This window comes from Ectobacillus panaciterrae DSM 19096, from assembly GCF_000430785.1.
Taxonomy (GTDB): Bacteria; Bacillota; Bacilli; order Bacillales; family Bacillaceae_G; genus Ectobacillus; species Ectobacillus panaciterrae.
Genome location: NZ_AUMR01000012.1, coordinates 1 through 26,655, shown reverse-complemented (window position 1 = coordinate 26,655; position 26,655 = coordinate 1). Strand labels below are relative to the sequence as shown.

The 26,655-nt window shown below is 39.7% G+C and carries 24 protein-coding genes and 2 pseudogenes; 18 read left to right on the top strand and 8 right to left on the bottom strand.

All coding sequences use genetic code 11. The annotated features are described in order from the left end of the window. Positions 1-302 precede the first annotated feature (302 nt). Positions 303-1,121 carry an adenosylmethionine decarboxylase gene (gene speD, locus H540_RS0104495; RefSeq protein WP_028399605.1) on the top strand — a complete coding sequence of 273 codons (819 nt, stop codon included), beginning with the start codon at positions 303-305 and terminating at the stop codon, positions 1,119-1,121. Positions 1,122-1,270: 149 nt separating this feature from the next. On the opposite strand, the gene H540_RS0104490 is transcribed toward speD, so the two are convergent. Next, a complete protein-coding gene (locus tag H540_RS0104490) occupies positions 1,271-2,206 on the bottom strand; it encodes a 3'-5' exonuclease (protein ID WP_028399604.1) in 936 nt (311 codons plus the stop codon). Positions 2,207-2,372: 166 nt separating this feature from the next. On the opposite strand from H540_RS0104490, the gene H540_RS0104485 reads away from it, so the two are divergent. Then, a complete protein-coding gene (locus H540_RS0104485; RefSeq protein ID WP_028399603.1) occupies positions 2,373-3,128 on the top strand; it encodes an exodeoxyribonuclease III in 756 nt (251 codons plus the stop codon). 118 nt (positions 3,129-3,246) lie between these two features. Here the strand turns inward: H540_RS0104485 and H540_RS0104480 are convergent, their stop codons facing one another. Beyond that, positions 3,247-3,546 carry a hypothetical protein gene (locus tag H540_RS0104480; protein ID WP_028399602.1) on the bottom strand — a complete coding sequence of 100 codons (300 nt, stop codon included), beginning with the start codon at positions 3,544-3,546 and terminating at the stop codon, positions 3,247-3,249. A gap of 306 nt (positions 3,547-3,852) precedes the next feature. On the opposite strand from H540_RS0104480, the gene H540_RS0104475 reads away from it, so the two are divergent. Next, a complete protein-coding gene (locus H540_RS0104475; RefSeq protein WP_028399601.1) occupies positions 3,853-4,059 on the top strand; it encodes a DUF5370 family protein in 207 nt (68 codons plus the stop codon). Between the two features lie 97 nt (positions 4,060-4,156). On the opposite strand, the gene H540_RS35120 is transcribed toward H540_RS0104475, so the two are convergent. After that, positions 4,157-4,534: a DUF1214 domain-containing protein gene (locus H540_RS35120; RefSeq protein ID WP_281172461.1), complete on the bottom strand. Its 378-nt coding sequence runs from the start codon at positions 4,532-4,534 to the stop codon at positions 4,157-4,159. A gap of 414 nt (positions 4,535-4,948) precedes the next feature. After that, positions 4,949-5,311, bottom strand: a pseudogene (locus H540_RS35115) (DUF1254 domain-containing protein); the annotation flags it as partial. Positions 5,312-5,791: 480 nt separating this feature from the next. Here H540_RS35115 and H540_RS0104465 point away from each other — a divergent pair. Next, positions 5,792-7,156 (top strand): MFS transporter, encoded by a 1,365-nt coding sequence (locus tag H540_RS0104465; RefSeq protein WP_028399600.1) that lies wholly within the window; start codon positions 5,792-5,794, stop codon positions 7,154-7,156. Between the two features lie 301 nt (positions 7,157-7,457). Here the strand turns inward: H540_RS0104465 and H540_RS0104460 are convergent, their stop codons facing one another. After that, positions 7,458-8,561 (bottom strand): phosphodiester glycosidase family protein, encoded by a 1,104-nt coding sequence (locus H540_RS0104460; RefSeq protein ID WP_028399599.1) that lies wholly within the window; start codon positions 8,559-8,561, stop codon positions 7,458-7,460. A 436-nt stretch (positions 8,562-8,997) separates the two neighbouring features. Between H540_RS0104460 and H540_RS34390 the strand changes: the two genes are divergently transcribed. From H540_RS34390 to H540_RS28985, 5 genes are all read left to right on the top strand, one after another. Continuing rightward, positions 8,998-11,445, top strand: coding sequence for a gamma-glutamylcyclotransferase (locus H540_RS34390; protein WP_245592168.1), 2,448 nt, complete (start codon positions 8,998-9,000; stop codon positions 11,443-11,445). A 373-nt stretch (positions 11,446-11,818) separates the two neighbouring features. Continuing rightward, the gene (locus tag H540_RS32955) at positions 11,819-11,968 is read left to right on the top strand and encodes a hypothetical protein (protein WP_155890942.1); all 150 of its coding nucleotides are present in this window, start codon (positions 11,819-11,821) and stop codon (positions 11,966-11,968) included. Positions 11,969-12,326: 358 nt separating this feature from the next. Further along, positions 12,327-12,566: a hypothetical protein gene (locus H540_RS0104430; RefSeq protein WP_028399597.1), complete on the top strand. Its 240-nt coding sequence runs from the start codon at positions 12,327-12,329 to the stop codon at positions 12,564-12,566. Between the two features lie 147 nt (positions 12,567-12,713). Further along, a complete protein-coding gene (locus H540_RS0104425) occupies positions 12,714-13,052 on the top strand; it encodes a hypothetical protein (RefSeq protein ID WP_155890941.1) in 339 nt (112 codons plus the stop codon). A gap of 225 nt (positions 13,053-13,277) precedes the next feature. Beyond that, complete coding sequence (locus H540_RS28985; protein ID WP_051316992.1) at positions 13,278-13,472, top strand: AzlD domain-containing protein; 195 nt, start codon at positions 13,278-13,280, stop codon at positions 13,470-13,472. A 177-nt stretch (positions 13,473-13,649) separates the two neighbouring features. Here the strand turns inward: H540_RS28985 and H540_RS0104415 are convergent, their stop codons facing one another. Then, entirely contained in the window at positions 13,650-14,267 is a 618-nt protein-coding gene (locus H540_RS0104415; RefSeq protein WP_028399595.1) for an RraA family protein, read from the bottom strand. A gap of 163 nt (positions 14,268-14,430) precedes the next feature. Here H540_RS0104415 and H540_RS0104410 point away from each other — a divergent pair, with 163 nt between their 5' ends. The 4 genes from H540_RS0104410 (at position 14,431) to H540_RS0104395 (ending at position 20,823) form a co-directional block, all read left to right on the top strand. Beyond that, on the top strand, positions 14,431-15,297 hold the full coding sequence (locus H540_RS0104410) for a LysR family transcriptional regulator (RefSeq protein WP_028399594.1): 867 nt from the start codon (positions 14,431-14,433) through the stop codon (positions 15,295-15,297). A 167-nt stretch (positions 15,298-15,464) separates the two neighbouring features. Then, a complete protein-coding gene (gene acnA, locus H540_RS0104405; RefSeq protein ID WP_028399593.1) occupies positions 15,465-18,206 on the top strand; it encodes an aconitate hydratase AcnA in 2,742 nt (913 codons plus the stop codon). A 24-nt stretch (positions 18,207-18,230) separates the two neighbouring features. Next, positions 18,231-19,406 (top strand): 2-methylaconitate cis-trans isomerase PrpF, encoded by a 1,176-nt coding sequence (prpF, locus tag H540_RS0104400; protein WP_028399592.1) that lies wholly within the window; start codon positions 18,231-18,233, stop codon positions 19,404-19,406. Between the two features lie 307 nt (positions 19,407-19,713). Continuing rightward, positions 19,714-20,823: an FUSC family protein gene (locus tag H540_RS0104395; protein ID WP_245592167.1), complete on the top strand. Its 1,110-nt coding sequence runs from the start codon at positions 19,714-19,716 to the stop codon at positions 20,821-20,823. Positions 20,824-20,957: 134 nt separating this feature from the next. Here the strand turns inward: H540_RS0104395 and H540_RS35460 are convergent. Then, positions 20,958-21,116 (bottom strand): annotated as a pseudogene (locus H540_RS35460) (DDE-type integrase/transposase/recombinase); the annotation flags it as partial. Between the two features lie 380 nt (positions 21,117-21,496). Between H540_RS35460 and H540_RS0104390 the strand changes: the two are divergent. The 3 genes from H540_RS0104390 to H540_RS0104380 are packed head-to-tail and all read left to right on the top strand — an operon-like array spanning position 21,497 to position 25,134. Beyond that, the gene (locus tag H540_RS0104390) at positions 21,497-23,827 is read left to right on the top strand and encodes a xanthine dehydrogenase family protein molybdopterin-binding subunit (protein ID WP_028399590.1); all 2,331 of its coding nucleotides are present in this window, start codon (positions 21,497-21,499) and stop codon (positions 23,825-23,827) included. Further along, on the top strand, positions 23,814-24,647 hold the full coding sequence (locus tag H540_RS0104385) for an FAD binding domain-containing protein (protein ID WP_028399589.1): 834 nt from the start codon (positions 23,814-23,816) through the stop codon (positions 24,645-24,647). Before H540_RS0104390 ends, H540_RS0104385 begins: the two co-directional genes overlap by 14 nt. A 31-nt stretch (positions 24,648-24,678) precedes the next feature. After that, a complete protein-coding gene (locus H540_RS0104380; RefSeq protein WP_028399588.1) occupies positions 24,679-25,134 on the top strand; it encodes a (2Fe-2S)-binding protein in 456 nt (151 codons plus the stop codon). A 342-nt stretch (positions 25,135-25,476) separates the two neighbouring features. Here the strand turns inward: H540_RS0104380 and H540_RS31305 are convergent, their stop codons facing one another. Further along, positions 25,477-25,596, bottom strand: a complete 120-nt coding sequence (locus H540_RS31305; RefSeq protein WP_028399587.1) for a DUF4023 domain-containing protein — start codon at positions 25,594-25,596, stop codon at positions 25,477-25,479. A gap of 170 nt (positions 25,597-25,766) precedes the next feature. Here H540_RS31305 and H540_RS28980 point away from each other — a divergent pair, with 170 nt between their 5' ends. Then, on the top strand, positions 25,767-26,450 hold the full coding sequence (locus H540_RS28980; protein WP_051316991.1) for a YwaF family protein: 684 nt from the start codon (positions 25,767-25,769) through the stop codon (positions 26,448-26,450). Positions 26,451-26,474: 24 nt separating this feature from the next. Further along, positions 26,475-26,655, top strand: a 181-nt coding sequence (locus tag H540_RS0104365; RefSeq protein WP_028399586.1) for an HTH domain-containing protein, incomplete at its 3' end; no start/stop codon positions are given.

Here is a 26,655-nt window from a genome sequence, read left to right as displayed (position 1 = left end):
GCAAACAATATTAAAACATATTGTTTGTTTTGACTAGGCTGAGTAGTGTTGGTGTACATCAAACCGTGTCAGAGTTTTGTAAGAGCGCTTGGGGTTTTGTGATTAACAAATATGTAGTATGAAAAGGAACGCCCGTTGAAATTGGGCGTTTTTCTTATCTTTCAACTCGTTGGTAGTATATACTACATTTAATAATTTAGTAAATATTACCTTTAAGTACATTGACTGAATATAAGCCCTTTATTAAAGCAGAAATTAGAACTGTCGGAGTAATCTTCTGTACAAAAGGAGGATATAAAATAATGCACCTAACACCAAAACAAGGAATTCAACTACATGGTTTTAACAATTTGACCAAATCTTTAAGTTTTAATATGTACGACATTTGCTATACAAAAACGAAAGAAGAACGTGAGGCATACATAGAGTATATTGATGAACAATATAATGCAGAAAGATTAACAAACATATTGTCAACTGTAACTGAGATTATCGGAGCGCACATATTGAATATTGCGCAGCAAGACTATGAGCCACAAGGAGCAAGTGTAACCATTTTAGTGTCGGAAGGTCCGGTCGGAGATGCCTCAATCGAATCATTATCGGAATCACCCGGACCCGTTCCGCAAGCCGTTGTAGCACAGCTGGATAAGAGTCACATAACGGTTCATACTTATCCGGAATATCATCCCGACGATGGAATCAGTACGTTTCGAGCAGACATAGATGTATCCACATGCGGGGAAATTTCGCCGCTTAAAGCATTGAATTATTTAATACATTCATTTGATACAGATATCATGACTATCGATTATCGGGTACGCGGCTTTACAAGAGATATCACAGGTCACAAATTATTTATCGACCATGAAATCAGCTCCATCCAAAATTACATTCCAAGCGGCATTAAAAATTTATATGACATGATCGATGTTAACGTATATCAAGAAAATATATTCCATACAAAATGTAAGCTTAGGGAATTTGATTTAGACAATTATCTGTTCGGTTATACGAAAGAAAAGTTGCATAGCGATGAACGGGATTCAATCACAAAGAAATTGAAAGCCGAGATGGACGAAATATTCTACGGGAAAAATGTGACACATGGGGGAGAATGATGCATAATAAATTCCATCTTCCATAAGGTTGCGTAATCATAATGTATCAGGTATCAGCCTGATGCATTTTTTATGAATTTGTGCGTGTAAATAGCCCAGAGGATAGTGAGGGGTTAGGAGTTATAATATGTACGAAGGAGAATGGTTCTTCATCCTCGCTTCAAAAAAAGCTGGTTTAAAGATTGTACCATACTTTCATCTAAAATTATGATTTTAGATGAGTGTTTGAAATGTTCATCATAAGACAACAATAAATCATGATAAAAATTTACTAAAAGACCGACATGAAAAATATTCTCTTGAGAAAATAAACCCGAACGGTTGATTAGAACATTTTCATATTTCTCAACTATTCTCCGAGTCCTTTTTATTATTTTTGCTGCGTCTTTCATTTTACACATTTCATTCAATTGTTCTGCAAATAACTGCATATCTTGTCTTAGATATTCGCTAAGCTTTACATTTATTTGTTCAATTTCAAGCGGTACTTCTTCAAAAATAAATTGTTTTAACATGATAAAATCAGACTCTACTCGCTCGTTTAAAAAGCTTAAATAGATACGAAGGGTATTATATGCATCATACATCGGATTGTGCTTTTCTCCAATAAAACTTAACCCATATACATGTAATGCATTTTCCACCGAAAGGTTGTTCCTTGAAACCCTTTTTGTAAAGATCGCTTGAAAGTCTATATAACGTTTTTCAATTTTTTTAATCGTAGCAAGAGGTATTTCATATTTTTCTGCATCTATTTTCAAACGAGATAAATCACTGGTGGACCAAGAGAAAAAACGAGATTTTTTAACTCCGCCAATCCAGGTTAAAAAATCTTCAAACACCGCTTTAAAATCACTTGCATTAACTAAGTCAGAATCATGGATTCCCGTTAATTCTTTACAAAATCGAGTTAAAGATTCCAGTTTTGCAGGCCGAATATAACGATCAAAATACGCAATGCTCTCTGTCTCAATATCATATTTCACAGCACCTAGGCGAATTCCTTCCATATCACTAAAAGGCATTCCTCTATTTGAACATAGCATTTCAAAATCGAAAAAGATAAATTGTTTTACATCAGCCATTTGCTCTCCTCCTTTCTCTAACAGGCAATTATAGAGGAGAGCTGTTGAAAGCGAAAGGGCCAATTAATCCCAAATATTATAACTGTATATCTTAAAGGCGATACATGATAAAATTTTATTTATCGAAAAAATATAGATAAGCCAATGAGGAGAAAGTTATAATTTTATGAAACTGATTTCTTGGAATGTTAATGGTATTAGAGCATGTGTACGCAAAGGATTTTTAGAATACTTTAAAGAAGCGGACGCAGATATATTCTGTATTCAGGAAACTAAATTACAAGAAGGACAAATCGATTTGGACTTAGAAAACTACTTTCAATATTGGAACTATGCAGTTAAAAAAGGTTATTCCGGTACGGCCGTATTTACAAAGAAGGAGCCGTTATCCGTTACATATGGTGTAGGGATTGAAGAACAAGAACCGGAAGGAAGGATACTTACCTTAGAGTTTGAAGAATTCTATTTGGTGAATGTATACACCCCCAATTCTCAAAGAGATTTGGCAAGGCTTGACTTCAGAATCGCTTGGGAAGATAAAATTCGCAGCTACCTTAGGGATTTAGATACAATAAAACCGGTTATTTTATGCGGAGATTTAAACGTAGCTCATAACGCAATCGATTTGAAAAATCCAAAATCCAATAAAGGAAACTCCGGCTTTACAGAAGAAGAACGAGGAAAGATGACGAAGCTACTGGAATCCGGGTTTATAGATGCCTTTCGCTACTTATATCCAAATAGGGAAGATGCATATACTTGGTGGTCCTATATGAATAAGGTAAGAGAGAGAAACATTGGATGGAGAATTGATTATTTTATTATATCTGAAAGAATAAAAAATTCATTAAAAGATGCCCAAATTCATTCACATGTAATGGGCAGCGATCATTGTCCTGTAGTTCTAGACATATTATTTTGAATTAAATATACTTTAAATATTGATAAACAGAGAAGTAGGCATGCAGAAATGTTGAGTGGAAATTGCTCATTAAGAATGCAATAAAAATGCGGGAGAGCCAAGCGGCTCTCCTTTGTATTTAAGGCATGTGCGGGTCTCGTGTAGAAATAGGAGAACCGGTAGAAGTATGTTGGTTCACCCATTCGCGAGTTGTATCAGAAACAGCTGACCAGTTTGGAATCTTATCACTATGTTGTTCAACCCAGCTCATACAGAACTGTGGGTCAATGTTATGCTGTTGGCACTGAGACAAGAAAGACTGAATAGTGGTTTCATTACAGTCTTGCCATGTCCCGCAAGTTGTGCGCCAAATGTCTTCCATTGTCTCCTGCACAAACGGAGCAGTTGTGGAGTTCGTGAATTTATTTTGGTTTGGCATATGAGTTCCTCCTTGTCCATATGTTAACATCATTACAGAAGATGCCATCTACAGTATGTCCAAAGAGATTGAAACCATGTAGCAGATTTCCGATGCCTGCGCAGATAAGAGTAATCATCAATTGGCTTCAGCTATAATCCCTTAGCTTATGATTGGCGGAATTCAGCAAGTGGTTGGAAAATTTTATTGAAAAAGCTTAATGAGATGGCTTCCTCGGTATTTGGATAGTTATTCCTGCAATGTAAATACTAAGCGAGAAGACTTAACAATGAAACATATTACTGCCGGTATGAGGAGGGATAGAACATGGGAGCAATTGAGCAAGGCGGATATCGGTTTAAAGTGGAATACAGTGTTTTACTCCAAAGAGGAGGATTGCATGTGTACAAAGATGGTGAGTTTATACAAGAAATTGAATTTACATTTGAAGGTGAAAGTCCCGAATCGGAACAACTGGAAGCATTGGTGAATTCTTTTTTAGAAACACATCCTCATGATGAATCATTCATCTAAAAATACTTCAGACCGTACCTATCCTAGATAAATGTTAAGAGTAACTAAAAATGCCGTTTTTTTCTTAAAGAACGGCATTTTTTATGGATCTAACCTTTTATGCTCCACTCACTTTCTTCACCGGAGGTAGTTTGTAACTTCCGTTAAGAATGGCAAATCCCGGCTGATACAAACGCATGATGAGATTAAAATCACCCTCGGGCGCTGGCAGCCAATTCAATTCCTTCCCCGCTGGAGGACTATGTTGGATATAAATATCAAGCGATCCATCCGCATTATATCGAAGCCCTTCTGTACGATCACCAACAGCATAGCGTTTAATTGGATTTTTTACTAGGAAGAAGCTTGAATTATAGAGAGTCAAGGACCAAAATGCTTCAACATTTGGTAACTTTCCTTTTTCAAAGTGAATTACATATTTGTTTTTTCCGTTCAGTTTGTCTCCATTCTCATCGACAAATGTTCTTACGTACATGGATTCTTCTATAATATTTGCCCCAAGGCCAGAATAGGCAACAGCCGCTCGTAGTAAATAATCAAAGCCATAGGTTCCAATATCATAGTTATACTGCCAGCTACCTTCTGGCTTGAGCTGTGTATTGCTAAAACGAATAATATTTATCGCATCTTTTGCTGCTTTATTGAGTCCGTTTATTGTCTCTTGGTTCATGTCCTTTAAAGGATTTTCAAGGGAAGGATCAATACCAATCGGTTTAAATTGCTGAAGAATTGCTTGCTCTTTTTTTGAAGGTGGATTTTGTCTCAACCCTTCATTCAGCTCGTTTATAAAATCCATCATACTTAATTCTTCTACCGTAGTTGTCGATAACAATTGATTTCGTTTCTGCTTAATTGTTGCCCTTTTTCCTTTTAAAGTTGTCAAAGTGAATTTTCCCTGCAAGGACTGAGCCTCAGGCAAATCATTCTCTCCTTTAACTAAGATACGTCCTAACGCCCATACTGTATCAGTGGGAGATTGTAGCTTCTTAATTCCAGAAGGCAATGTTCCTTGCCAATGTGGACCGACTATTACAAATTTCCCTGCCTTTGTACCAGTGGTCCTTCTGCCTATATTGGCAAATGTATTCGTCCAAGCATCTAACAACTGAACAGTATAGTATCGATCGTTCGTATCCGGCACATTCAGCACAACAGGTTCTTTAGATAAATCCAACCAAGCAGAAAAATACAGCGTATCGGTATTAGGAGCTACTATAGATTTATCATCTGGTGTCGATAAATTCTTATTGTACTTAAATTGATTAAGTAATAACCATTATCTCTGAATCCATCTTCTATATTGCCCATTTTTTAGAATACTTTCCATCTCCTATTGAATGATTCTTTCCATGAATATAGCTTAGTCGAGTGCGGCAGTGAATAAAAAAGTCAATTTAGAACTAATTTATTGACGAACAGCAAGGCACTCCTGTATATTTTCTAAGTCTCTAGAAAAATATGAGGGTTAAACTATATATAAGTGAATAAAAAAACCAGCTTTTATAGTGAGGAAAGAGCATCCGGCAGAGCATAGAAGCGGTCAAACCCTTTTCCTGTTCCATATAAGGATGAGAGAGAGGAAGCGAGTGCAGGCTTTGGTTCTGTATAGCAGCAGTTCATATGTCGAAATTATAAATCATTTATATATAAACGATTTGTATAGATTGAAATTTTTTGATTAAAGAAACCGCTATGCCATACTTTATAAAATAAACAGAAACGGAGGAATAACATGACCAGTTTATCTTTACCTGTAACAGCCGATAAAAAAAACGGGCTGCTTCAAGAAAATAAAATTGTACTTCTTTGGAGTGTCACCGTGTGGCTTGTTGTCATGAATACCACGATGTTTAATGTTGCTTTGCCAAGTATATTAGATGATTTTCAATTATCTTCATCCACAGCTTCTTGGATTGTATCAGGTTACTCCATTGTGTTTGCTATTGCCACACTCACATACAGTCGATTATCCGACTTTATTCCAATCAGAAGACTATTAACAATCGGAATAACCATTTTAGGCGTTGCCTCAATTATCGGACTGTTTGCTACGCAATTTGATCTATTATTAGCATCTAGACTTCTGCAAGCAGCAGGTGCTGGTGCAGTTCCAGGCCTTGCAATGGTCTTGGCAGGCAAATATATTCCCGAATCAAGACGGGGAAAAGCAATGTCGCTTATTTCATCTGCAGCATCATTAGGATTCGGATTAGGTCCAGTGATCGGCGGGACCATTATACAGACATTAGGATGGCACTATTTGTTTGCAGTTACTGCTTTGGTATTTGTTGTATTACCAGCATTCATCAAATTTCTTCCAAAAGAAGACGTGCAAGCAATCAAGTTTGATACTGTAGGCGGTGTGCTAACAGGAGCTAGCGTAACGGGACTTCTTTTGTTTTTATCGACATTCTCATACACTATTCTTTTAGGAAGTATTGTGGTAATTGCGATCTTATGGAGACATATTCACCGCGTCGAAATTCCGTTTATTCAGCCAGACCTTTTAAAAAATGGACAGTATCTTAAAGTATTGTTTATAGGATTTTCTGCGTTTATCATACATTTTTCAACACTCTTTTTAATGCCTATTATTCTTTCAGCCGTGTTCCAAATAGCACCGGCTGCGATCGGGATGATTATTTTCCCCGGAGCCATACTATCAGCTGTGGCTGCCCAGTATATCGGCCGCTTAATTGACCGTGTAGGAAACATACCATTAATTTTGTTCGGGCATCTGTTTCTCATAATTTCCACAGTAGCGTTTTCATTCTTTTCAAACGTCTCGCCATATGCGATTTTAATTACGTATATGTTTATGAGTACAGGGTTTTCTTCGCTAACATCAAGTATCGCAAATGAAACATCCAGACTTTTACCAGATGATAAGATCGGCACAGGAATGGGGATGGCGCAGTTAATTCAGTTTTTTGGTGGTGCATTCGGTGTTACCCTGTCAGGCTTATTACTTGCATTGCAGAAAAATCTCTTACCTGAAGCCATGTATCGCAATATTTTCATGGGGCTGACAGTTCTAATTGGATGTTCGTTATTAATGTTTGTTATATATTTAAAGGGGAGATCTTTTAAAAGATAGAACCGCACAGAAAAGGATAAAGCAGTATAAGGTTCATTAACCTTTATATAAAAAATAGGCTCCTGTACAGGAGCCTATTTCTCTTTACACATGTTTCTAATCTTTTCGTTCTGGGGTATTGTAGGTCTTTAACTTGATGGGTATGCGGGGAACCCCCATGTCTGTCAAGCTAAGAAAACAGATTACCTCCAAAACGATAAAATGAGCTTCTTATTTACTAAGAAAGCCCAAATTTCGTTTGGAGGTACAGCGAAATTTGGGCTCGGTGGATATGAGAAGCCTCTTGCAGGAAAGTATTTTTTCACTTTTTAGTAACCAGTGTTGATAATCCGGTAATTGCTGTGATTTTTTCTTGCGTTGCCGGCTGACCATCTACGGTAACTTCCACTTTTTGATTCTGATTTGCGGTAACGACCCAACTGTTCGGCAAGTAACGAGAATTATGCGATAACGTAGATGGAATATTCAATACATTGCCTAATGCAAATAACGTAGCAGATGAACCTCCGTCCATAGCCATTGCATTGTAAGCACCGTATTTATATAAAAGATCTTGACAATCCTTTAATGAGGCACCGATACTGTGAGGTTGTCTTCCGTCGACAACCAAAAACATAATAGTCCCGTCTTTCTTTTGCGCCATAATAGTTCTAGGTCCGTATCCCCAGCCGCCGTTTCCATGTGTGATCATCTTTTCTCCATTCACAATAAGTTGCGGCATGAAACCTGCGGCGGAAATAACGTTCATGTGCAGCAGTTGGTTTGCTGAATAATCTCCTGTAACCATTTGACCGTATTTTGTTAACCCGGTGATAATGGTTGGAGTATTACTGTTTCCAGGTGTATTTACAATATGTCCATTTGCTATAACAGTGCCCAAGCCTATTTTACCGCCGCCATGGCCCGTTGCATCTGCAAAGCCGCTCGCATTAACGGCAGCTAGGGCATGATTTCGTTTGGCCATCACATAAATTTTTTCGCCAACATCTTTCCCTTGCGTGCCTTGCTGTGTTACGAGCTTTACATTAAGAGGATTGCTTACGGTCATAAGTTTCCCCTCAAAATAATGATCTTGATACTTTTGGTTGATCGTTTCTATCGTAATGATAAGGGGATCGTACTTTTTCTTTTCCAATTCTTTGTTTGAGAAATTTATATTATTTGTAATTTTACTGTTTTGCCACTTCGGATTTTTAACGGAATTCGTTAAATTAGTCAACTCTGTTTGAGATAAAAAGGCGAACTTCGCAAATTGCGGGTGCTGCGAAGTAAGAAAGCTTTCTGCAGCAATTATGCGTAAATTATGCCCAAACTGGGTGCCAAACAGAATCGAAATAGCTATTATGATAGACCCTAAGAAGAACCATGCAAATACCTTCACAGTTCTTATAATATATATCTTCATTGATCATAACTCCCTTTGTTTAAATATTGTTTCTGTTGTTAGAGCAATATTTTTTAAATCTATCAATCTTTGTTGATAAAAAAAACTTATTCTATCTCAGTTAAAAATACAGTGAAATAAATAATTTAACAAGCGAAAAATATGCGCATTTATAATCAAATGATTATTGAAATTGTCCGAAATGGAAAGGATTCTGGTGCAAAAATGTAAATAGAGTAATTTCCTTTCTTCTTATATACAACTGAATAAAAAACCGTCTTTTTGTAGTGAGGAAGGAGCATCCGGCGGAGCATAGAAGCGGCCAAACCCTTTTCCGGTCCAAACCGTTAAAAATGAAGTGGTTATGGGGTTTGATAAAGAAAACTTTCTGGTATGGAATGTGCACAACAAATGTCTACATATAATGTGTTGAAAGGACACATGAAAGAGGGGTTTTATGAGGCAGAACGATGTGTATGTTCTTAATGTTATAAAGCGTTTTTTCCCCCCTAGGGCAGAGCTTATGCAACTGACAAAACCAAATAAACCTCCTGCAGTACTATTGGCAGATCTAGATGGGGATAAGGATAAGGAATTAACGGTTGTATATAGATATCAAGGTAAAAATTACGTCATGGTTTTAAAAAGGCATTATAACACTTGGTATCAAATTGCCAATATGAAAGGGAAGGGATATAACATTACTGATATAATGGCAGCCCCTATTACGAGCAACAAAATAAATAACTTGATTATCGGTTGGCAGATTGCCACAATTTGGTCAGAGTTAGATCTTTTGCAATGGATTCCCAATGGATTTCAACATTTACTGCCTAAGGAGATGAACTTTAGCAAAATCGAAGTGGAAGATATGCCAGGGGAACAAGGGAGGGACGGAAGATACGAGATAGCCCTATGGAAACATGAGACAGCGAAAGCACATAAAGTTGAAGTATATAGATGGAATCATAACGAACTCGTTCCTGCAAAAGATGTGTACCCCTACTATTTTAAAAAAGTGATTACATACTATGAGACATTAATTCAAGAAACCCCTGATTCATCTACTTATTGGTACTATCTGGCAGATGCTCAGTCTAAAGCAGGGCTGCCTGATAAAGCGTTACAATCTGTTGATAAGGCATTGTACTTTCCTTATCCGTACCCCTCTAAGGAAGCGTTGCTGGAATTTAAAGGGACATTGCAGACTGGTTATGTAAGACAAATGATGTATTATAACGGTTTTAGTGGTTATATAGTAGATTTTCAACAAGGAGATGTAAACGGTGATGGAATTATCGATCAAGTCTTTTTAGTAGGAGACAGAGCTTTCGGAACAGCAAGTTCCTTTGCGGACAAGGTTGTACTTGTCGTTCTGAATGGAAAAACAAAGGAGTACAAAAGAATACCACTTAAAGAAGCTGCCGGATTTAATCCAACGATCTTCTTGGGAGATTTTACCGGAGATAAAGTGAATGATATTTTAATCATTATCAATTCGGGAGGGAGCGGCGGGAGTGTATATGGTTATCTCTATTCATTTTTGAATGGAGATTTTCAACAAATTTTTGATTTTGAGTTATTCAATAGGAACTATAGGTACGATGTTGTATTTAAAGATGATTACAAATTAGATGTAATTAGTAGTCAGTTAAATAAAAAGTATACACTTGATATTGCGGATAAAGGATCGGAATATTTATCAACAATATATGATAAAGACCATAAGCTGAAGGGGCTTATAAAAGGAGACGTCGCTGATTTGAGCGGTTTATATCCGATTGATTTTGAAAGGGATGGCACCTATGAATTATATGTAAGTCAGAGTATAATCGGTCAATCTCATGCTGATAAATTTGGTTTTGTTGACACAGTTCTTCATTGGAACGGAGTGAAACTTGCACCAAGCAGGCAGACTGTGTCCATCTATGGTGAAGAACTGAATGCAGAAGGATCAGCTCATAATAGAAATGATCGAGATTTCGCAAATGCTCAATATATAACCTCCGAGACAGCTAAACGTAAATCAGAGGGGGAAAAAATGCAATATGTATTTGTTTATGGAACGTTAAGAAAACATGAAAAGTATCATCACATATTACACGGCGCTACTTGTATCTCACAACAAGCGTGGACCTATGGGCAACTATTTGATTCCGGTTTCGGTTATCCAGCTATGACCCTCTCACAAACTGATAAAACATACGGTGAAATGTATGCCGTTAATGATGAGCAGCTTCGGAGTTTAGATGTACTAGAAGGATACACAGATTTAGAGGAAAACAGCTTATATACCAGAATTACAAAAATCATCTATACGGATAAAGGAGAAGTTCCTTCTTATGTCTATGTATCTCAAGATAAAAAGCTGCTCCATAAGCCCATTGAACATGGTGATTGGAAATTATATAAATTTTTACAACAAAAACCCAGTTCATTTTTATACTTTGCTTATGGTTCCTGTATGGATCATGAACGTTTCAAAAAACATGGCGTTGAGCACTATTTTCAAGACGTGAAGGGAGCAGGTGTGCTTAACAGCTACGTCCTTCAATATACGAAAAAATCACAGGATGGTGGCCGAGCGGATATTGTAGAATGCTCGAATGAATGGGTTGAGGGTGTTATCTACGAAACTCCGCAACAAGCGCTTGATTACCTCTTTAAGCGCGAAGGGGTGTCAGTCAAATCCTATCGTCCTACGTTTGTTGATGTACAAATAAATGGTCATACGCTAAAAGATGTCTTAACGTTTGTAGTCGTTCATAAAGAACGCGAGACGGCACCGCCGGAACATTATGCAAGAGAAATACTGCGAGGAGCAAAAAACCTTGTGAGTGAAACATACTATAAAAAATTACGAGAAGACTTATATAAAAAATTTCAAATGAAAGTTTTCTTGTAAAAGAATAAGAGGTAGAAACAATGGCTACTAAGGAAGTAACAAGCGCCGAACAATACATATTAAACGAATTCAAAACTAAATGATTCTTTAAGTTTATCAGCGGCAGATCACCTTTCGAGGAAAGAGTAGTCTCATGAGACTACTCTTTTTTATTGGCAGGGTGCTGCTTTTTTTGTGCAGATAGATACAAATGCTAGGCAACTATAAGAGACGCAAAAATAGAGGAGAATGCAACATGACTAAGCGGATTAATAAAGGTACACAAGGTGAAAATAGCCATAACAGTAAACTGACTGACAGAAATGCTGTTCTTATCCGTAAACATTACTAGAACGGTAAGTACAATTAGGTATAACTTGCAGATATATTTGAAGTGGAACGTGGTGTTAGTAATAGCATCGTAAACGGTACAGCATGGAAACACACTTTATCAGATGAAGAAACAGCTATCTTTAAAGCTATCGCAGGACATGAAAAAGCTATCCTTGAAATAAAATCCAAACTGAAGGGAGATATTCAATAATAACTTTTCTTCGACCAACAAAGCAACAGCTACCTAATGGTGTCCGTAGAAACGGTTATATGGTAGGAAACGAATTCTATGCAAAGGTGTACAAGATGGATAATCACCGTTGGAAACATGGGGGTTCATGGATGGACTTTGAAACATTCGATAAGCACATGGTACTGATTGATGGATGGTACTGTGTTAACACCAAGTATTTGTTCCTGAAACCTGAGATACCTACACAGCCACCTAAATCACACCGAGTCAATAAGCGGAAGATGTATGTTGCAGATGAGATACAAATTACCGTTAACGAGATAAGTCAATGGGCAAATGAAATCAGAAATCGACTTAAACTAGGAGGAGCACACTAATGGCATCTAAATTAAATAAAGAAGAACAACTAATGTTAGCTGAACATGACCTTACACTATACACTGAACGAATACACGAAACTTTGGTTCGCATCAATGAACTCAAAGAACGGCTTGAATTAGCGGTTTCAGTAGAACTTTTGCAAGAACTTAGAGGACATGAGTTGAATTTAGGATACTACTCAAGTAGTAAACGTTTAGCTGAAAATAAAATAAACCAATTAAAGGGAGAGATGTAGTTATGAAAAAACAATTCATTTATACGCTATAATCCAATGATGGCATACGTGTTGTACGCCGCTGTTCCATCAGTTAAAATTTAAACACAGACGTTAAGTCAAGAACACAGACTATACATATAGCAGCCTGACAGAGAGGGGAGAGAAATGATGTTAGATTTTTTCAACGTGAGTGATAGAACTGTCAAAAAGTTAACGATGAAAGAAGTGGCTGAGCTTCATTATAAAAAGATTCTGCGAGTTCTCGATGCGGTTGAAAAAGGAGAAGTTGTGTGTTTATATACAAAAGAAGAACCGTATGTCGCTTTAAAAAAAGGTGATAATCACTATGTTGTCAGTACTTTAGATCAAATTCCCGCAGAAATCCCAAGACTTTCGGAAGAAAAGTTTTTAACCCGATTATTTGAGTTGATTCCCAGGGTATTTATAGTCGGAACTTTTGAAGATGGACTCATACGAGGAAAAGTCGATCCTTCCTCAAAATAATTCTATTGATTATTCGTTATACTAGGGGTCCTGACGCATGCCCATCAAGCTAAAATTTAGAAATACCCCCAGAACGAAATTTTAGGTTATTTTGTAACAAAGAAGCATATTCTATCGTTTTTGGAGTAGTCTGTTCTGTTAGATAGATGTCGATGGGACAAGGCCCCAAATATAAAAAGAGCCATATTTAAAACTTGGCTCTTTTTGTATATAGAGGAAAAAGTTATGATCCTGACACCTTTACAAACCTTTATCATGGTTTTGGCGGTTGCCCTTGGTGCTGGACTCACTCGGTTTCTACCATTTGTCCTATTTCCCGAAAACAAAGAGCTTCCTAAAAGCATTACTTATTTGGGAAGGGTTTTACCACCTGCCATATTAGCATTAAGGTTTTTTAATTCCGTTAAAGAATATCGTTAATTTACTTGTTCAACTAAAGGAGCAGGATAGTTGAATAAATCATACTTCTTTCAAGTCTAAGTAAAAGAATTGGCTAACCTCATTATAGGCTGGGAACTGATAGGTGACAAAATATAAAAGCTGATTTCCACATAGGAAGATCAGCTTTTATCTCCTAGGTTCGGTAAATCTTTTAGCTTACTTGGATAGTACAGAATCAAGATACTTTCTTACTGCTTCCTGATCCCTGGAAACAAGCTCTGCTCGCTCTTGATCCTTTTTCAACTTCTCCATAGCTTTATGGAGAATAGTTGTTTCCATGCCCCGAGGGACAACGACAACCCCATTGACATCCCCGACAATCATATCACCGGGTTGGATCGAAACCCCTCCACAAGAAATGGGGACGCCAATTTCCCCTCCTCCGGCTTTGCCGCTTGCAGCGACCGTGATCCCTTTGCAAAAGACCGGATAATTTAGCTCTCTTATCTCATGAATATCACGGATGACTCCGTCAACAATGATACCTTTTATTCCCAAGGTTTGTGCAATGCCCACGACAAAGTCGCCGGCCACTGCATGGTACATATCTCCTTTAGCATCGATGATTAGAATATCATCCGGTTTAGCTTCTTGTATCGCTCGAAGTACCGCGTGGTTGTCTCCGACAGGCATTTTAACTGTAAAAGCCCTACCCGCAACTCTATATTGTTCCTTTAAAGGTTTAATGCTGGGATCCAGGTTATTCATTCCTTGCAAAGCATCGGATATACAGGGAGTCGGAATTTCTTGAAACAAGCTCACAATATCCTTCATTTACGTTCCTCCGTTCTTAGCATGAGTTACCTATTAACATCTAATCATAGCAGTATTATTAAATAAAATACTAATTTTGTATGGTTAGGCATAACCAACTTGCATATCTGATTCGGTTAGCTATAGTATATTATTTATAGATTGGATGAGGGGGGTCAAGACATTGGATGAGCAAGATTGGCTCATATTGCAGGTGCTTTACAAGCATAAAAACATAACAAGAACCGCTCAGGAATTATTCATTTCTCAACCTTCCATTACGAAACGGTTGCGTCAAATCGAAAAGGAATTCGGTGTCACCATTGTGCAGAGGGGAAGAAGGGGAGTTCATTTTACCCCTCAAGGTGAGTTTTTGGCTAAGTCGGCTGAGGATATTCTCTTTAATTTTCGCCGGATTAGGGAGAAAGTAAAAAGCATGGATAGCCAAGTGGCCGGAACCTTAAGGATCGGCGTCTCCAATTACTTTTCCAAATATAAGCTTCCGGGCATCTTGAAACAGTTTAAATTGAAATATGCAATGGTAGAGTTTCAAGTGACCACTGGATGGTCACGGGACATTTACAATGCCGTGTATAATCGGGATGTTCATGTGGGTTTTGTTCGCGGAGACTACAATTGGCCTGATCAAAGTCATTTATTATTTGAAGAACCTCTTTGTATTGCCTCTGTTGATGAGATTAATCTAGTAAATCTTCCGAAGCTGCCGCGAATAGACTATCAAACGGAACACATCTTTAAAGCACTGCTGGATAATTGGTGGATGGAGAACTATTCTGAGCCGCCCCTTATCGGAATAAAGGTGGATAAAGTCGACACGTGCAGGGAAATGATTATCAACGGGTTAGGATACGCCATCGTACCGAGACTCATTGTAGCTAAGGATGAAGAGGTAAATAAAGTAGACATCACAGATAAAGAGGGAAACCGCATCATAAGACAAACCTGGATGTATTACTATAATGAAACGCTGGAAATGAATACCGTCGAAGCGTTTGTTCATTTTGTTAAAGAAATCGATTTGCAAGGGTAAAGAAGTCAAATGAGACAATTGCAGTCTGTCTTGTTTGGCTCTTTTTTTATTTTTAGATATTCCAAATAGGTATCGCTAGTCATAAGGAATTGATATTTTCTTTTAGGTCTGGATCTACCCTATAATAACCTCAAGTTCAATACAACAGGATAGGAGAGGGGAAGACCATGGGAACACATAAAGATATCTTCAACGCTCGTTCATCTTTTGTGCTTAACGGAAAACAAGTTCATTATTACCGACTTCAAACTTTGGAGGAAGCTAGAATAGGTCAAGTATCCAGACTGCCTTACTCTATTAAAATTTTATTGGAGGCTGTATTGCGTCAGTATGACGGAAAAGCGATCAAGCAGAAGCACATTGAGAATTTGACGAAATGGGGCACAAAGGATGCGAAAGAAAATGTAGACGTTCCTTTTAAACCGGCTCGTATTGTCCTTCAGGATTTTACCGGAGTTCCTGTTGTCGTTGACTTGGCTTCCTTAAGAACCGCCATAGCGAATATGGGCGGAGATCCGGAACAGATTAATCCAGAAATTGCAGTCGATTTGGTCATTGACCATGCCGAACAGGTAGATAAGTTCGGGACGCCTGATGCATTAAGGTACAATGTCGATCGTGGTTTTGAATTAAACTTAGAGCGTTATAAATTCTTTAAATGGGCTACCAACTCAATTGATAAGTTTCGGGCGGTGCCTCCTTCCACGGCGATCATTCATCAAGCCAACCTAGAGTACCTTGCTTCCGTTGTACATGGGGTGGAAGAAGAAACCGGCGAAGTTTTAGCTTTTCCTGACACCTGCTTCGGTACAGATTCCCATACTCCGATGATCAATGGGGTTGGTGTGGTAGGTTGGGGAGTGGGCGGAATTGAAGCAGAAGCCGGCATGCTTGGTCAACCCTCTTGCTTTCCCGCTCCCGAAGTCATTGGGATCCGACTAAAAGGAAAGCTGCCTGCAGGGACAACAGGAACAGATTTAGCACTCTATGTCACTCATTTGCTTCGCAAAAAGAAAGTCGTAGGCAAATTTGTTGAGTTTTTTGGTGAAGGAGTTTCGACGTTGTCTCTTGCAGACCGAGCGACCGTTTCGAATATGTCTCCGGAAAATGGAGCCACTATTACGATTTTCCCGATTGATGAGGAGACATTGAATTACTTGCGTCTTTCCGGAAGATCGGAAAAACAGGTCCAATTAGTGGAGGCTTACTGTAAAGCAAACGGCCTGTTCTTTAATCCGCTATCTCCGGAACCAATTTTTACGGAAGTCATGGAAATCGATCTTTCCACCATCGAGACGAGTGTGGCAGGGCCGAAGCGACCTCAAGATTTAATTCCGCTTTCAAAGGTGAAGGATACATTCCAAAAGGCACTCACCCATGAGCTTGGGAATCATGGTTATGGTCTTGATGCGGGGGAAATCAACAAAGAGGCTAGCGTTCAGCATGAGAACGGTAAAACCTCAACGTTAAAAACCGGTTCAACCGTTTTGGCGGCCATTACGAGCTGTACCAATACATCCAACCCGAATGTGATGATTGGTGCCGGTCTTCTTGCCAAAAAAGCGATGGAAAAGGGATTAACCGTTCCTCCTTACGTAAAAACCAGTCTCTCACCAGGATCAAAGGTCGTGACGGATTACCTAAGAAAAGCGAACTTACTGCCATACCTAGAAAAACTAGGATTCTACTTGGTAGGTTATGGATGCACCACTTGTGTCGGAAACTCAGGTCCACTGCCTGAAGAGATCGCCAAGACCATTGTTGAAAATGATTTGATCGTTTCTGGAGTCTTATCCGGAAATCGAAATTTTGAAGGACGGATCCATCCGCTCATCAAGTCCAACTTCCTGGCGTCTCCACCGCTTGTTGTGGCCTATGCGATTGCCGGTACCGTGGATATTAATTTGCGAGAAGAACCACTTGGCAAAGATGCAGACGGAAATGATGTCTACCTTACAGACTTATGGCCGGCAGATTCCGAAATTCAGAAAATTATTGCCGAGAACGTAACACCGGATCTTTACCAATACCAAAACGGAAAGATCTTTACAGGAAATGAAGCTTGGAACCGATTGGAAACAAGTGCCGGTTTACTTTATGAGTGGGAAGAGGAGTCAACTTATTTACAGAATCCGCCGTTCTTTGAGAACATGTCCAGCGAGGCCGGAGACATTCAGCCGCTTCAAGGACTTCGTGTGCTTGCCAAATTGGGAGATTCCATCACAACAGACCACATATCTCCTGCAGGCGGTACCATCCCGGCCAAGAGTGTGGCAGGTAAATACTTGCTGGATAAAGAGGTTCAAACCGAAGATTTAAGTTCTTATGGAGCGAGACGCGGCAATCACCATGTCATGATTCGTGGAGGCTTCTCCAATATTCGTCTCCGCAATCAGGTAGCACCAGGAACTGAAGGTGGTGTAACTACCTATTTCCCAACTGGTGAAGTGATGTCCATCTATGATGCAGCAATGAAGTATCAACAAGACAAAACAGGTTTGTTGATTATTGCCGGAGTCGACTATGGTATGGGGAGCTCCCGTGACTGGGCAGCGAAAGCAACTCAGCTGCTTGGAGTAAAAGCCGTCCTCACGCAAAGCTTTGAACGCATCCATCGCAGCAATCTCGCTCTAATGGGCGTACTTCCCCTTCAGTTTAAAGAAGGAGAAAATGCCGAAACGCTTGGATTATCCGGTAAAGAAGAATATGAAATCCTCATTTCCGAAGACATCAAGCCGCGGCAGCTTGTTAAAGTAACGGCAACGGATGAGGATGGAACGAAAAAAGAGTTTGAAGCGGTGGTGAGATTCGATAGTGAAGTGGAGATTGATTACTATCGCCACGGTGGAGTGTTACAGATGGTGCTTCGAAATAAGCTGGAAAAGAGTAAAGCGAAGATGCATGGTTAAAGAAAATGGGAGGTAACCAGAGTCATGAGTAAATGGGGAAAACAAATCAAAATCCCGGCAGTATATATGCGAGGCGGAACAAGCAAGGGGGTCTTTTTCGTACCGGACGATTTACCGGCTGATCCAACTGAGCGGGATAGAGTATTACTACGTGTTATAGGCAGTCCAGATCCGTATGGTCAGCAGATTGATGGTATGGGTGGTGCCACATCGAGTACGAGCAAGGTAGTCATTGTCAGCAAAAGTAATCGCCCGGGGTGTGATGTAGATTATTTATTCGGACAGATTGCCATCGGACAACCGTTGGTGGACTGGAGTGGGAACTGTGGGAATCTAACCTCGGCTGTAGGGCCATTTGCCATACTTCGAGGCCTAGTAGACGCTCCGCGGGATGGAGTAGCTCCCGTGAATATCTGGCAAGCGAATATAGGCAAGAAGATCATCGCTCATGTCCCGATGAAGGATGGAGAGGTGCAAGAGCTGGGTGACTTCGAGTTGGACGGAGTTACTTTCCCTGCAGCGGAAATTAAGCTGGAATTCCTTGATCCAGGTGCGGGCGATGGGGATGGTGGAGGAGCCATGTTTCCTACAGGAAATCCTATAGATGTACTTCCCGTACCAGGTGTGGGAGAGGTGGAGGTCACCTTAATAAATGCCGGAAACCCTGCTATTTTTGTTTCGGCATCATCCTTGGGATTAACAGGAACGGAGCTGCAGCGGGATATAAACGGTGATGTGGAACTTCTTGCCCGCTTTGAAGCGATTCGCGCTCATGGAGCTGTGGCCATGGGTCTAGCTGATAACGTCGAATATGTCATGACAAAGCGTCAGCACACGCCGAAAATCGCATTTTTTGGGGAACCAGCGAGCTACACGGCGTCCGACGGAAAAGAAGTACGAGCGGAGGACATTGATGTTTTAGCACGCATTCTTTCCATGGGAAAACTGCATCACGCCATGACCGGTACGGGTGCTGTAGCGATCGCCGCTGCTGCCGCGATACCGGGAACCATTGTCAGTAAGATTTTGAGTGACACCAAGTCTGCGCTTCGTTTTGGTCACCCCTCCGGTACCTTAACGGTAGGTGCTGAAGCCGCACAAGAGGAAACAGAATGGATCGTTAAAAAAGTGGTCATGAGCCGTAGTGCTCGAAGACTCATGGAGGGATCCGTGCTGATCCCTTCTAAGACAAGTGAATAACGCAAGATTATGAAGGAACAGGCATTATTTTGTCTGTTCCTTCTATCAGAGGGTGCAAGCATGATTGCAATTATCATATCGATATACTTGCTTTCTAAAATATCGACCGACTTGTTTGAATTCCTTTGTAAAATCAATCTCTACCTAACTTACTATAAATATAAAAAAGGTTCCCTTTTCGCAGGCAGCTCTGAATAAATGGAATTATTTCGAAATATAGGATATCAATTTTTTCATATCGATTAGGTAATTTCATTTGTAATAAATTGGATCTCTCTAGCTCATAGTAAGTATGGACATACAAGAAATGGATCATATCAAAAATAGATATGCAGAGACACTTTTAAACAAGGGAGCTTTTATGAAAAAAAACACGGGTAAACAAAAAACAGGATTACTAAAAGGATTAATGCTGATAACAAAAATAGCTTTAGCTTCTGGTGTATCATGGGAGTTGGCAAAAATGCTAGGATCCAAACACCCTTATTTGGCACCATTGACTGTGATTCTTTCTATGCAAGAAACTATTCAGCATTCTGCCCTGTACGCTTTTTATAGAATCATCGGTACCATTTTTGGCGTCGTTTTTACCGTCCTTATTGTCAGCCACTTAGAAGTGAACGGATGGACGATAGGATTATTATTATTAGGAGGAATGTTGCTCCCGATTATACTAAGGGTACATAAAACCATCATTCATCAAATAGCTTTGACCATTTTACTAGTTTTTGTCTTTATGCATAAAACAAGTTATTATCCCTTGGACCGAATCAGAGATACTATCATAGGAGCACTTATCGCTGTTATCATTCATATGATGATTTTTCCGCCCAATTATGTGAAAGAGGCTCATCGGATGTTAAGTCAATTTGGATTCCATCTTGTACAGTGGTTTGAAAGGACAGCTCATTGGATAAATAATAACTGTGACTCTGTTGAAGGACAACATTTAAGGAAGGATATAACAAATCTACTCCAAGAGTTGCATCAGGTACAAAAAGACTTTAAGATGGCAGAAAAAAGTTTGAAATTAAATCCATTCGTTAAGAATAAAAAGCAAATATTAAAACAAAACGAGCAATTCCTTTCGCAACTAAAGACAGGATATACCTATATTTCCGGGATACTAAATACATTCAGTGATTGGTCCAAAACAGATTTTATACCAACAGCTGATCAACAACAATGGACTGTTCAATTACAAATGCTGGGGAGATACATAGAAAAACAACTCAACGAGAGTCTAGAGAACTATCAAAGTCCTAAGATCTTCAGATTTACCCTAGACTTGCTGGACCTATCTTCGATTTCTGTACAAGTCAATATTCCGCCAGAATTAGAACCCTATAGATATCAATTAAGTTTGTACAATGACACACTCAAACTAATTCAAGAATTAAGAACAGGACAACAATAACTAACAGGGTTCTTATGTAAAAAAGGCCTACGCTAGAAACGCAGGTTACATAATACTGATTATCAGAAGTTCGTCTGTTCAAAAAGTCTACCTTTCCAGACTAAGCATAACAAAAAGGCTTCAGGAAGAAGAGGAGCCTTTTTGTCTTGTTTTATAGAAGCTGTTACCTTGCTCAGATAAAAATCAATGGTATTTCCTTCAGAATCCACGGCACGATACAGGTAGATCCATTTCCCTTTGACTTTTACATATGTCTCATCGACGTTTTTTCTTTTTAAATGAATATGAATTTTCCATGAAAAAAATTAAAGATTCTAAGAATGGTTTTCCCATTAATATAAATAGTGTAGAAACCTTTGCGTTATAGCGCTCTTACTAAAACGGTGTTTGAGAGATGGGGGAGTGGAATAGAGGACCTTTCCGGGATACTTGACACCATTAAACGTCCGGGGAAAAAAGTAGCAGCAACCATCATTCGAGTTATAGGATCTGCCTATAAAAGAGAAGGATCATCTATGCTTTTTTTTTGAAGATGGGATATATACAGGCTTCTTAAATATTGATGCACTGGGAATAGATGAAAGAGAGGATTACTCCATTTTTATGATGTGGATAGGTTTAGGAGTGATTAATCGAAAGCTTTCATGAATAACGAGGGTTAGGAGGGAACAAATTGGAGGTAATTGGGAAGAGTGTCATTCGTAAAGAGGCATGGGATAAAGTGACAGGCCGAGCGAAATACACGGATGATTACCAATCGGTCGGGATGCTTTCTTGTAAAATGGTCATCAGTCCATATGGGCACGCTAGGATCACTGCGATTGACACGACAGAAGCGCTAAAAATACCAGGAGTTAAGGCGATTGTCGCAGGAGAACATTTTCCGCTCGTAGGTGAGGCGATTCGCGACCGCCCGCCGATTGCTGTTGATAAGGTCCGTTATCACGGGGAACCAGTTGCACTAGTTGTCGCCGAAACTCCAGATCAGGCTAAGAAAGCAGCCAGCCGGGTTAAGGTCCACTATGAATTACTGCCAGTAGTAAATTCACCCACACAGGCGTTCCAAAAGAATGCTCCCCTCGTCCATGAACAGTTAGGCGAATATAAAAAGGAGGAAGATTCACACCCGGTTCCGGGAACAAACATTGCAACTCATATTAAAATTCGCAAGGGCAACATGGATAAAGGATGGGCTGATAGTGAGGTAACGGTAGAAGCAAGTTATTCCTTTGCCCCTTCGGACCATGCTGCAATGGAAACAAGATGTTCGATTTGCGAGATTTTACCAGATGGAACAATCAATATAACGACCTCGTCTCAGGCTCCTTTTATGGTCAAAAGCCTCATAGCTGATTATTTTGGTGAGGATATAGGGAAAATTGTTGTTCACACGCCTCTTGTTGGAGGAGCCTACGGTGGAAAGGCACCCGTTCAGCTAGAAGTACTTGCCTACTTAGCATCGAAGGCTGTTGGCGGCCGCCCCGTAAAGGTTTTTAATGCCCGTGAAGAGGATATGATTACATCCCCATGTCACATTGGTTTGGATGCAACAGTTAAAATTGGGGCTGACCGTAACGGGAAAATTAAAGCTATGGAAATCCTTTATTTGTGGGATGGGGGTGCCTATTCCGATAAAGCCATTGATGTAACGAGATCAGGGGCAGTTGATTGCACAGGTCCCTACAATGTTGAGAATGTCTGGTGTGATTCGTACTGTATGTATACTAATCATTCGTATGCATCCCCATATAGAGGATTTGCTCATGCCGAGCTTTCCTTTGTGATTGAAAGAACAATGGACTTACTGTCACAAAAACTGCAGATGGATCCGCTTGAACTTCGTTATATAAATGCCATCAGGCCAGGAAATACGACACCGACAAGGGTTCTCTTAAATAAAAGCAATTTAGGAGACTTACCGCCATGTATTGAGAGAGTAAGAGAGTTAATCAAGTGGGACGAAGGGCCGATTAAAGAGATAGATGAACGTTTTGTTAGAGTAAAAGGCGTAAGCTGCAGCTGGAAAACGTCAACGATTGATGCCAATGCTCCCTCAGGCGTTATTTTAACATTTAATCGGGATGGAAGTATTAATTTAATGTCAGGCATTATCGAAATTGGAACGGGAACTAAGACTGTGCTTGCTCAAATTCTCGCTGAGAGACTGAAAATGGATGTCGATAAAATTCATGTTCGAATGGAAGTCGATACCCAGACAACGCCAGAACATTGGAAGACCGTTGCCAGCAGGGGTACATTTATGGCAGGCAGAGCTACCTTAAATGCCGCAGACGATGTGATTAATCAATTAAAGGAAGTGGCTTCATGTGTGTTAAGAGCACCCAAGGAAGATCTTGTAGTGGCGAATAGTCGGGTGTTTTTAAAAGATGATCCATCCATAGGACTCCATTTTAAAGATATTGGCTACGGTTATCACTATCCAAATGGTAACGCTATTGGCGGCCAAATCATTGGCAGAGGAAATTATATATTACGTCATCTAACGCATTTGGATCCTGAAACTGGGGCTGGGAAGCCTGGTCCGGAATGGTCTGTTGCGGCATATGGAGTAGAGGTAGAATTCGATCGTACAGATTATACTTATCGACTTGTTAATGCTGCGACGGTGGTGGATGCTGGCAGGGTGATGAATGAAAAAGCGGCATTAGGTCAGGTTATGGGTGCAATGAGTATGGGGTTGGCATTCGCTGGAAGAGAAACATTTTATTTTGATAATCTTGGGAGGGTTTTGAATCCGCAGCTTCGGACGTACCGCCCGCTCCGCTATGGAGAAAATCCTAATTACTTGGTTGGTTTTGTTGAAAACCCACAGCTTGATGCACCATATGGCGCCCGGGGCATAGGAGAACTAGGGTTAATGGGAATGCCCGGGGCCCTCGGGAATGCATTGTCCGTGGCCGCTGGTGTTTCACTTCATAATCTGCCCTTAATTCCAGAATTGATTTGGAAAGCAAAGGAGGCAATAAAGAATGCTTCCGTTTGATTTTGATTATTATAAACCAGCTTCGTTGAAGGAGGCTGTTGATTTATACCAGAACTTAAGCCAGCAAGGCAATAATCCCATGTTTATATCAGGTGGAACGGAATTAATTACGCTTGGGAGAATTGATTTAGTCTATACAGAAGCAGTCATTGATTTGAAAGAAATTGCTGAAAGCAAAGTCATGCAATTTAGCGGAGAACACCTCGTTTTAGGAAGCTCGGTCACTCTTACTGAACTTGGTGAAGAAAATCTATTTCCCTTATTATCTAAAACGGCAAGTGAAATTGCTGACCGTACCGCCCGAGTAAAAATTACGCTTGGCGGGAATATATGTGCACAAATTTTCTATCGTGAAGCCATTTTACCTTTTTTACTCTCCGACAGCCAAGTAGTCACTGTTGGGCCGGAAGGAGTCAAAGTGGTTCCCATTAATGAGATATTCCGGAAACAACTGCAGCTTTCGCCGGGTGAGTTTCTTGTACAAATAGCAACAGAAAAACGGTTTATTGATGCGCCGTTCTATACTTTCAAAAGACGCCAGCAGTGGTATACCGGCTATCCATTGATAACGATAGCGGCCTTAAAAATCGATAACGAGATAAGGGTGGCCTTAAGCGGACTCTGTCCTTTTCCTTTTCGATCACAGCTGGTAGAAGCGGCTTTAAATAATAAAGGGATGCCGGAAGCCGAAAGAGTTGAACGTGCACTAGCTTCATTGCCAGGACCGATTTTAGATGATGTTGAGGGTTCAGCAAACTATCGCTTATTTGTGCTGCGGAATTTATTGTTGGATGTTTTAGAGTCATTGGATAAGGCATGAGTAAGTTGAATGATGAAGGGGAGCTGAAAACTTGAAATCACAAACAATCGTGTTAAACGTCAATGATGAGAATCAAATTGTTACAGTAAGGGCGGCAGACACTCTTTTGTTCACATTAAGGAATAAGCTGGGTTTAACTGGTGCAAAACCAGGTTGTTTAAACGGTGATTGCGGGGCATGTACGGTGAATGTTGATGGTTGGCCGATGAAATCGTGTTTGATGTTTGCTATTGAAGCGGTTGGGAAAAGGGTTACAACTATTGAAGGACTGAAGGATTCCCCGATTCAACGTGCATTTGTGGAAAACTTCGCGTTTCAATGCGGTTATTGTACACCTGGCTTTATCATGAACTGTCATTCGCTCATCGAGCAGCATCCCAATGCCGATGATAAAACAATTAAAGAATGGCTGGAATCAAATATATGCCGGTGCACCGGCTATGCCGAAATTGAAAAAGCTTTAAAATCTGTCCTGAAGGGGAAATAAGCAGTTGTTGAGAGAACGAGGACAAGCTGATTGCATTAATTAAGTTTCTCATAATTTAATTATGTTAACTGGTTGGTGACACGCGGTGGAAGAAAGTGGAGTAGGTTGATTCATCAAGCTCTGTTCGATTATAAAACACTAGGAACCTTTCAACACCATGGAAGGTCTCTGGTGTTTTGTGTAACCTATTTAAATTGTGTAAATCAGTTCACAAAAGTTACACGCATCTAAATAGCATAGTTTTTAAACATAAAAAGAGCATCGGCTTTAACACGCCGATGCTTTATTTTTTTAATTTGCAATTAATGAATTTACAGGGTTTCTTTCAACTAACGCTCGTCGTTAATGCCGCTTATTGGGTAACCTTTTGCCTGGATCCCCTTTACCTTGCCGCTTTCTATTTTGTTCGTCTTTCTCCTGTTTTTCGTGCAATTTCTCCACAAAATCATGTGTGTTCTCCATCAATTACCCTCCTTGATTATAGAACTTTGTTGTTACTTTAACCATTTGACCTTGAAAACATACTTGTTAAAAATATTGCCTAACAAAGAAACCGGTATAGACCTGACAGAATTTGCCCCAAACTAGGAATATTCGCTCATAAAATCAACTCAAGTAATGGGGTTATCAAGATGAAAACATTTTTTCAATTTCATTCAAAATTAGATCCGTTTCGCCTTTTTTCAGGGGAGCATCTATTGACGATCGGAATCATTTTAGTTCTCGGCGTTTTTCTGTTTGTCTTTAGAAAGCAGATTCAGGAGCAGGGGAAAAAACGGCTTTTTCGTTTCTCTCTAGCATTCCTCTTATTAGCTTCTGAGGCTTTTTATCATCTATGGCTTGTGTATGAGAATGCTTGGTCGCTTAAAACGGCTTTGCCACTGCAACTTAGTGATCTTGCTGTCATTCTGGCCATTGTGATGCTACTGACTAATAGCTTCAGACTTTTTCAATTCATGTATTTTGCTGGGTTAGGCAGTTCCATTCAAGCCATCGTGACACCTGATCTTGGCCGGTTTTCGTTTCCGCATTTTCGATATATCGAGTTTTTTGTGTCGCATGGAGGAGTGGTGATTGCCTGTTTGTTTATGGTGGTAGCCTGCAAATATCGGCCGACCATTCCTTCCATGTGGGTGACCGTTCTCATTGTCAACCTTTATGCGGCTGGCGTATTTTTCCTTAATAAGTGGTTGGGGGCGAACTATCTGTACATCATGAAAAAGCCCAGAAGCGCTTTACAATGTACCCTATTAAGTAGACACCAAAAAAAGTCTACCAATAGGGTACTTTTTTGTATAATTAAGAAACACAACTAGAGATAACATGGAGACGGGAAAATAATGAGTAAAAAGATTTTCACAGAGAAAGAGACCAAGCAGTTATCAACTAATAAATATGTTAAAGCAGTTGGTACAAAAGGAATCACTTATACAGATGAATTTAAGCGTATTTTTATTTCTGAAAGAGAGAAAGGAAAGGCTGCGAGAGAAATATTTGAACATTGCGGGTTTGATCCAGAGG

Coding starts and splice junctions, on each gene's coding strand:
- speD (WP_028399605.1), top strand. CDS start 303: ATGCACCTAACACCAAAACAAGGAATTCAACTACATGGTTTTAACAAT.
- H540_RS0104490 (WP_028399604.1), bottom strand. CDS start 2,206: ATGGCTGATGTAAAACAATTTATCTTTTTCGATTTTGAAATGCTATGT.
- H540_RS0104485 (WP_028399603.1), top strand. CDS start 2,373: ATGAAACTGATTTCTTGGAATGTTAATGGTATTAGAGCATGTGTACGC.
- H540_RS0104480 (WP_028399602.1), bottom strand. CDS start 3,546: ATGCCAAACCAAAATAAATTCACGAACTCCACAACTGCTCCGTTTGTG.
- H540_RS0104475 (WP_028399601.1), top strand. CDS start 3,853: ATGGGAGCAATTGAGCAAGGCGGATATCGGTTTAAAGTGGAATACAGT.
- H540_RS35120 (WP_281172461.1), bottom strand. CDS start 4,534: ATGTACGTAAGAACATTTGTCGATGAGAATGGAGACAAACTGAACGGA.
- H540_RS0104465 (WP_028399600.1), top strand. CDS start 5,792: ATGACCAGTTTATCTTTACCTGTAACAGCCGATAAAAAAAACGGGCTG.
- H540_RS0104460 (WP_028399599.1), bottom strand. CDS start 8,561: ATGAAGATATATATTATAAGAACTGTGAAGGTATTTGCATGGTTCTTC.
- H540_RS34390 (WP_245592168.1), top strand. CDS start 8,998: ATGAGGCAGAACGATGTGTATGTTCTTAATGTTATAAAGCGTTTTTTC.
- H540_RS0104430 (WP_028399597.1), top strand. CDS start 12,327: ATGGCATCTAAATTAAATAAAGAAGAACAACTAATGTTAGCTGAACAT.
- H540_RS0104425 (WP_155890941.1), top strand. CDS start 12,714: ATGATGTTAGATTTTTTCAACGTGAGTGATAGAACTGTCAAAAAGTTA.
- H540_RS28985 (WP_051316992.1), top strand. CDS start 13,278: ATGATCCTGACACCTTTACAAACCTTTATCATGGTTTTGGCGGTTGCC.
- H540_RS0104415 (WP_028399595.1), bottom strand. CDS start 14,267: ATGAAGGATATTGTGAGCTTGTTTCAAGAAATTCCGACTCCCTGTATA.
- acnA (WP_028399593.1), top strand. CDS start 15,465: ATGGGAACACATAAAGATATCTTCAACGCTCGTTCATCTTTTGTGCTT.
- prpF (WP_028399592.1), top strand. CDS start 18,231: ATGAGTAAATGGGGAAAACAAATCAAAATCCCGGCAGTATATATGCGA.
- H540_RS0104395 (WP_245592167.1), top strand. CDS start 19,714: ATGGATCATATCAAAAATAGATATGCAGAGACACTTTTAAACAAGGGA.
- H540_RS0104385 (WP_028399589.1), top strand. CDS start 23,814: ATGCTTCCGTTTGATTTTGATTATTATAAACCAGCTTCGTTGAAGGAG.
- H540_RS31305 (WP_028399587.1), bottom strand. CDS start 25,596: ATGGAGAACACACATGATTTTGTGGAGAAATTGCACGAAAAACAGGAG.
- H540_RS28980 (WP_051316991.1), top strand. CDS start 25,767: ATGAAAACATTTTTTCAATTTCATTCAAAATTAGATCCGTTTCGCCTT.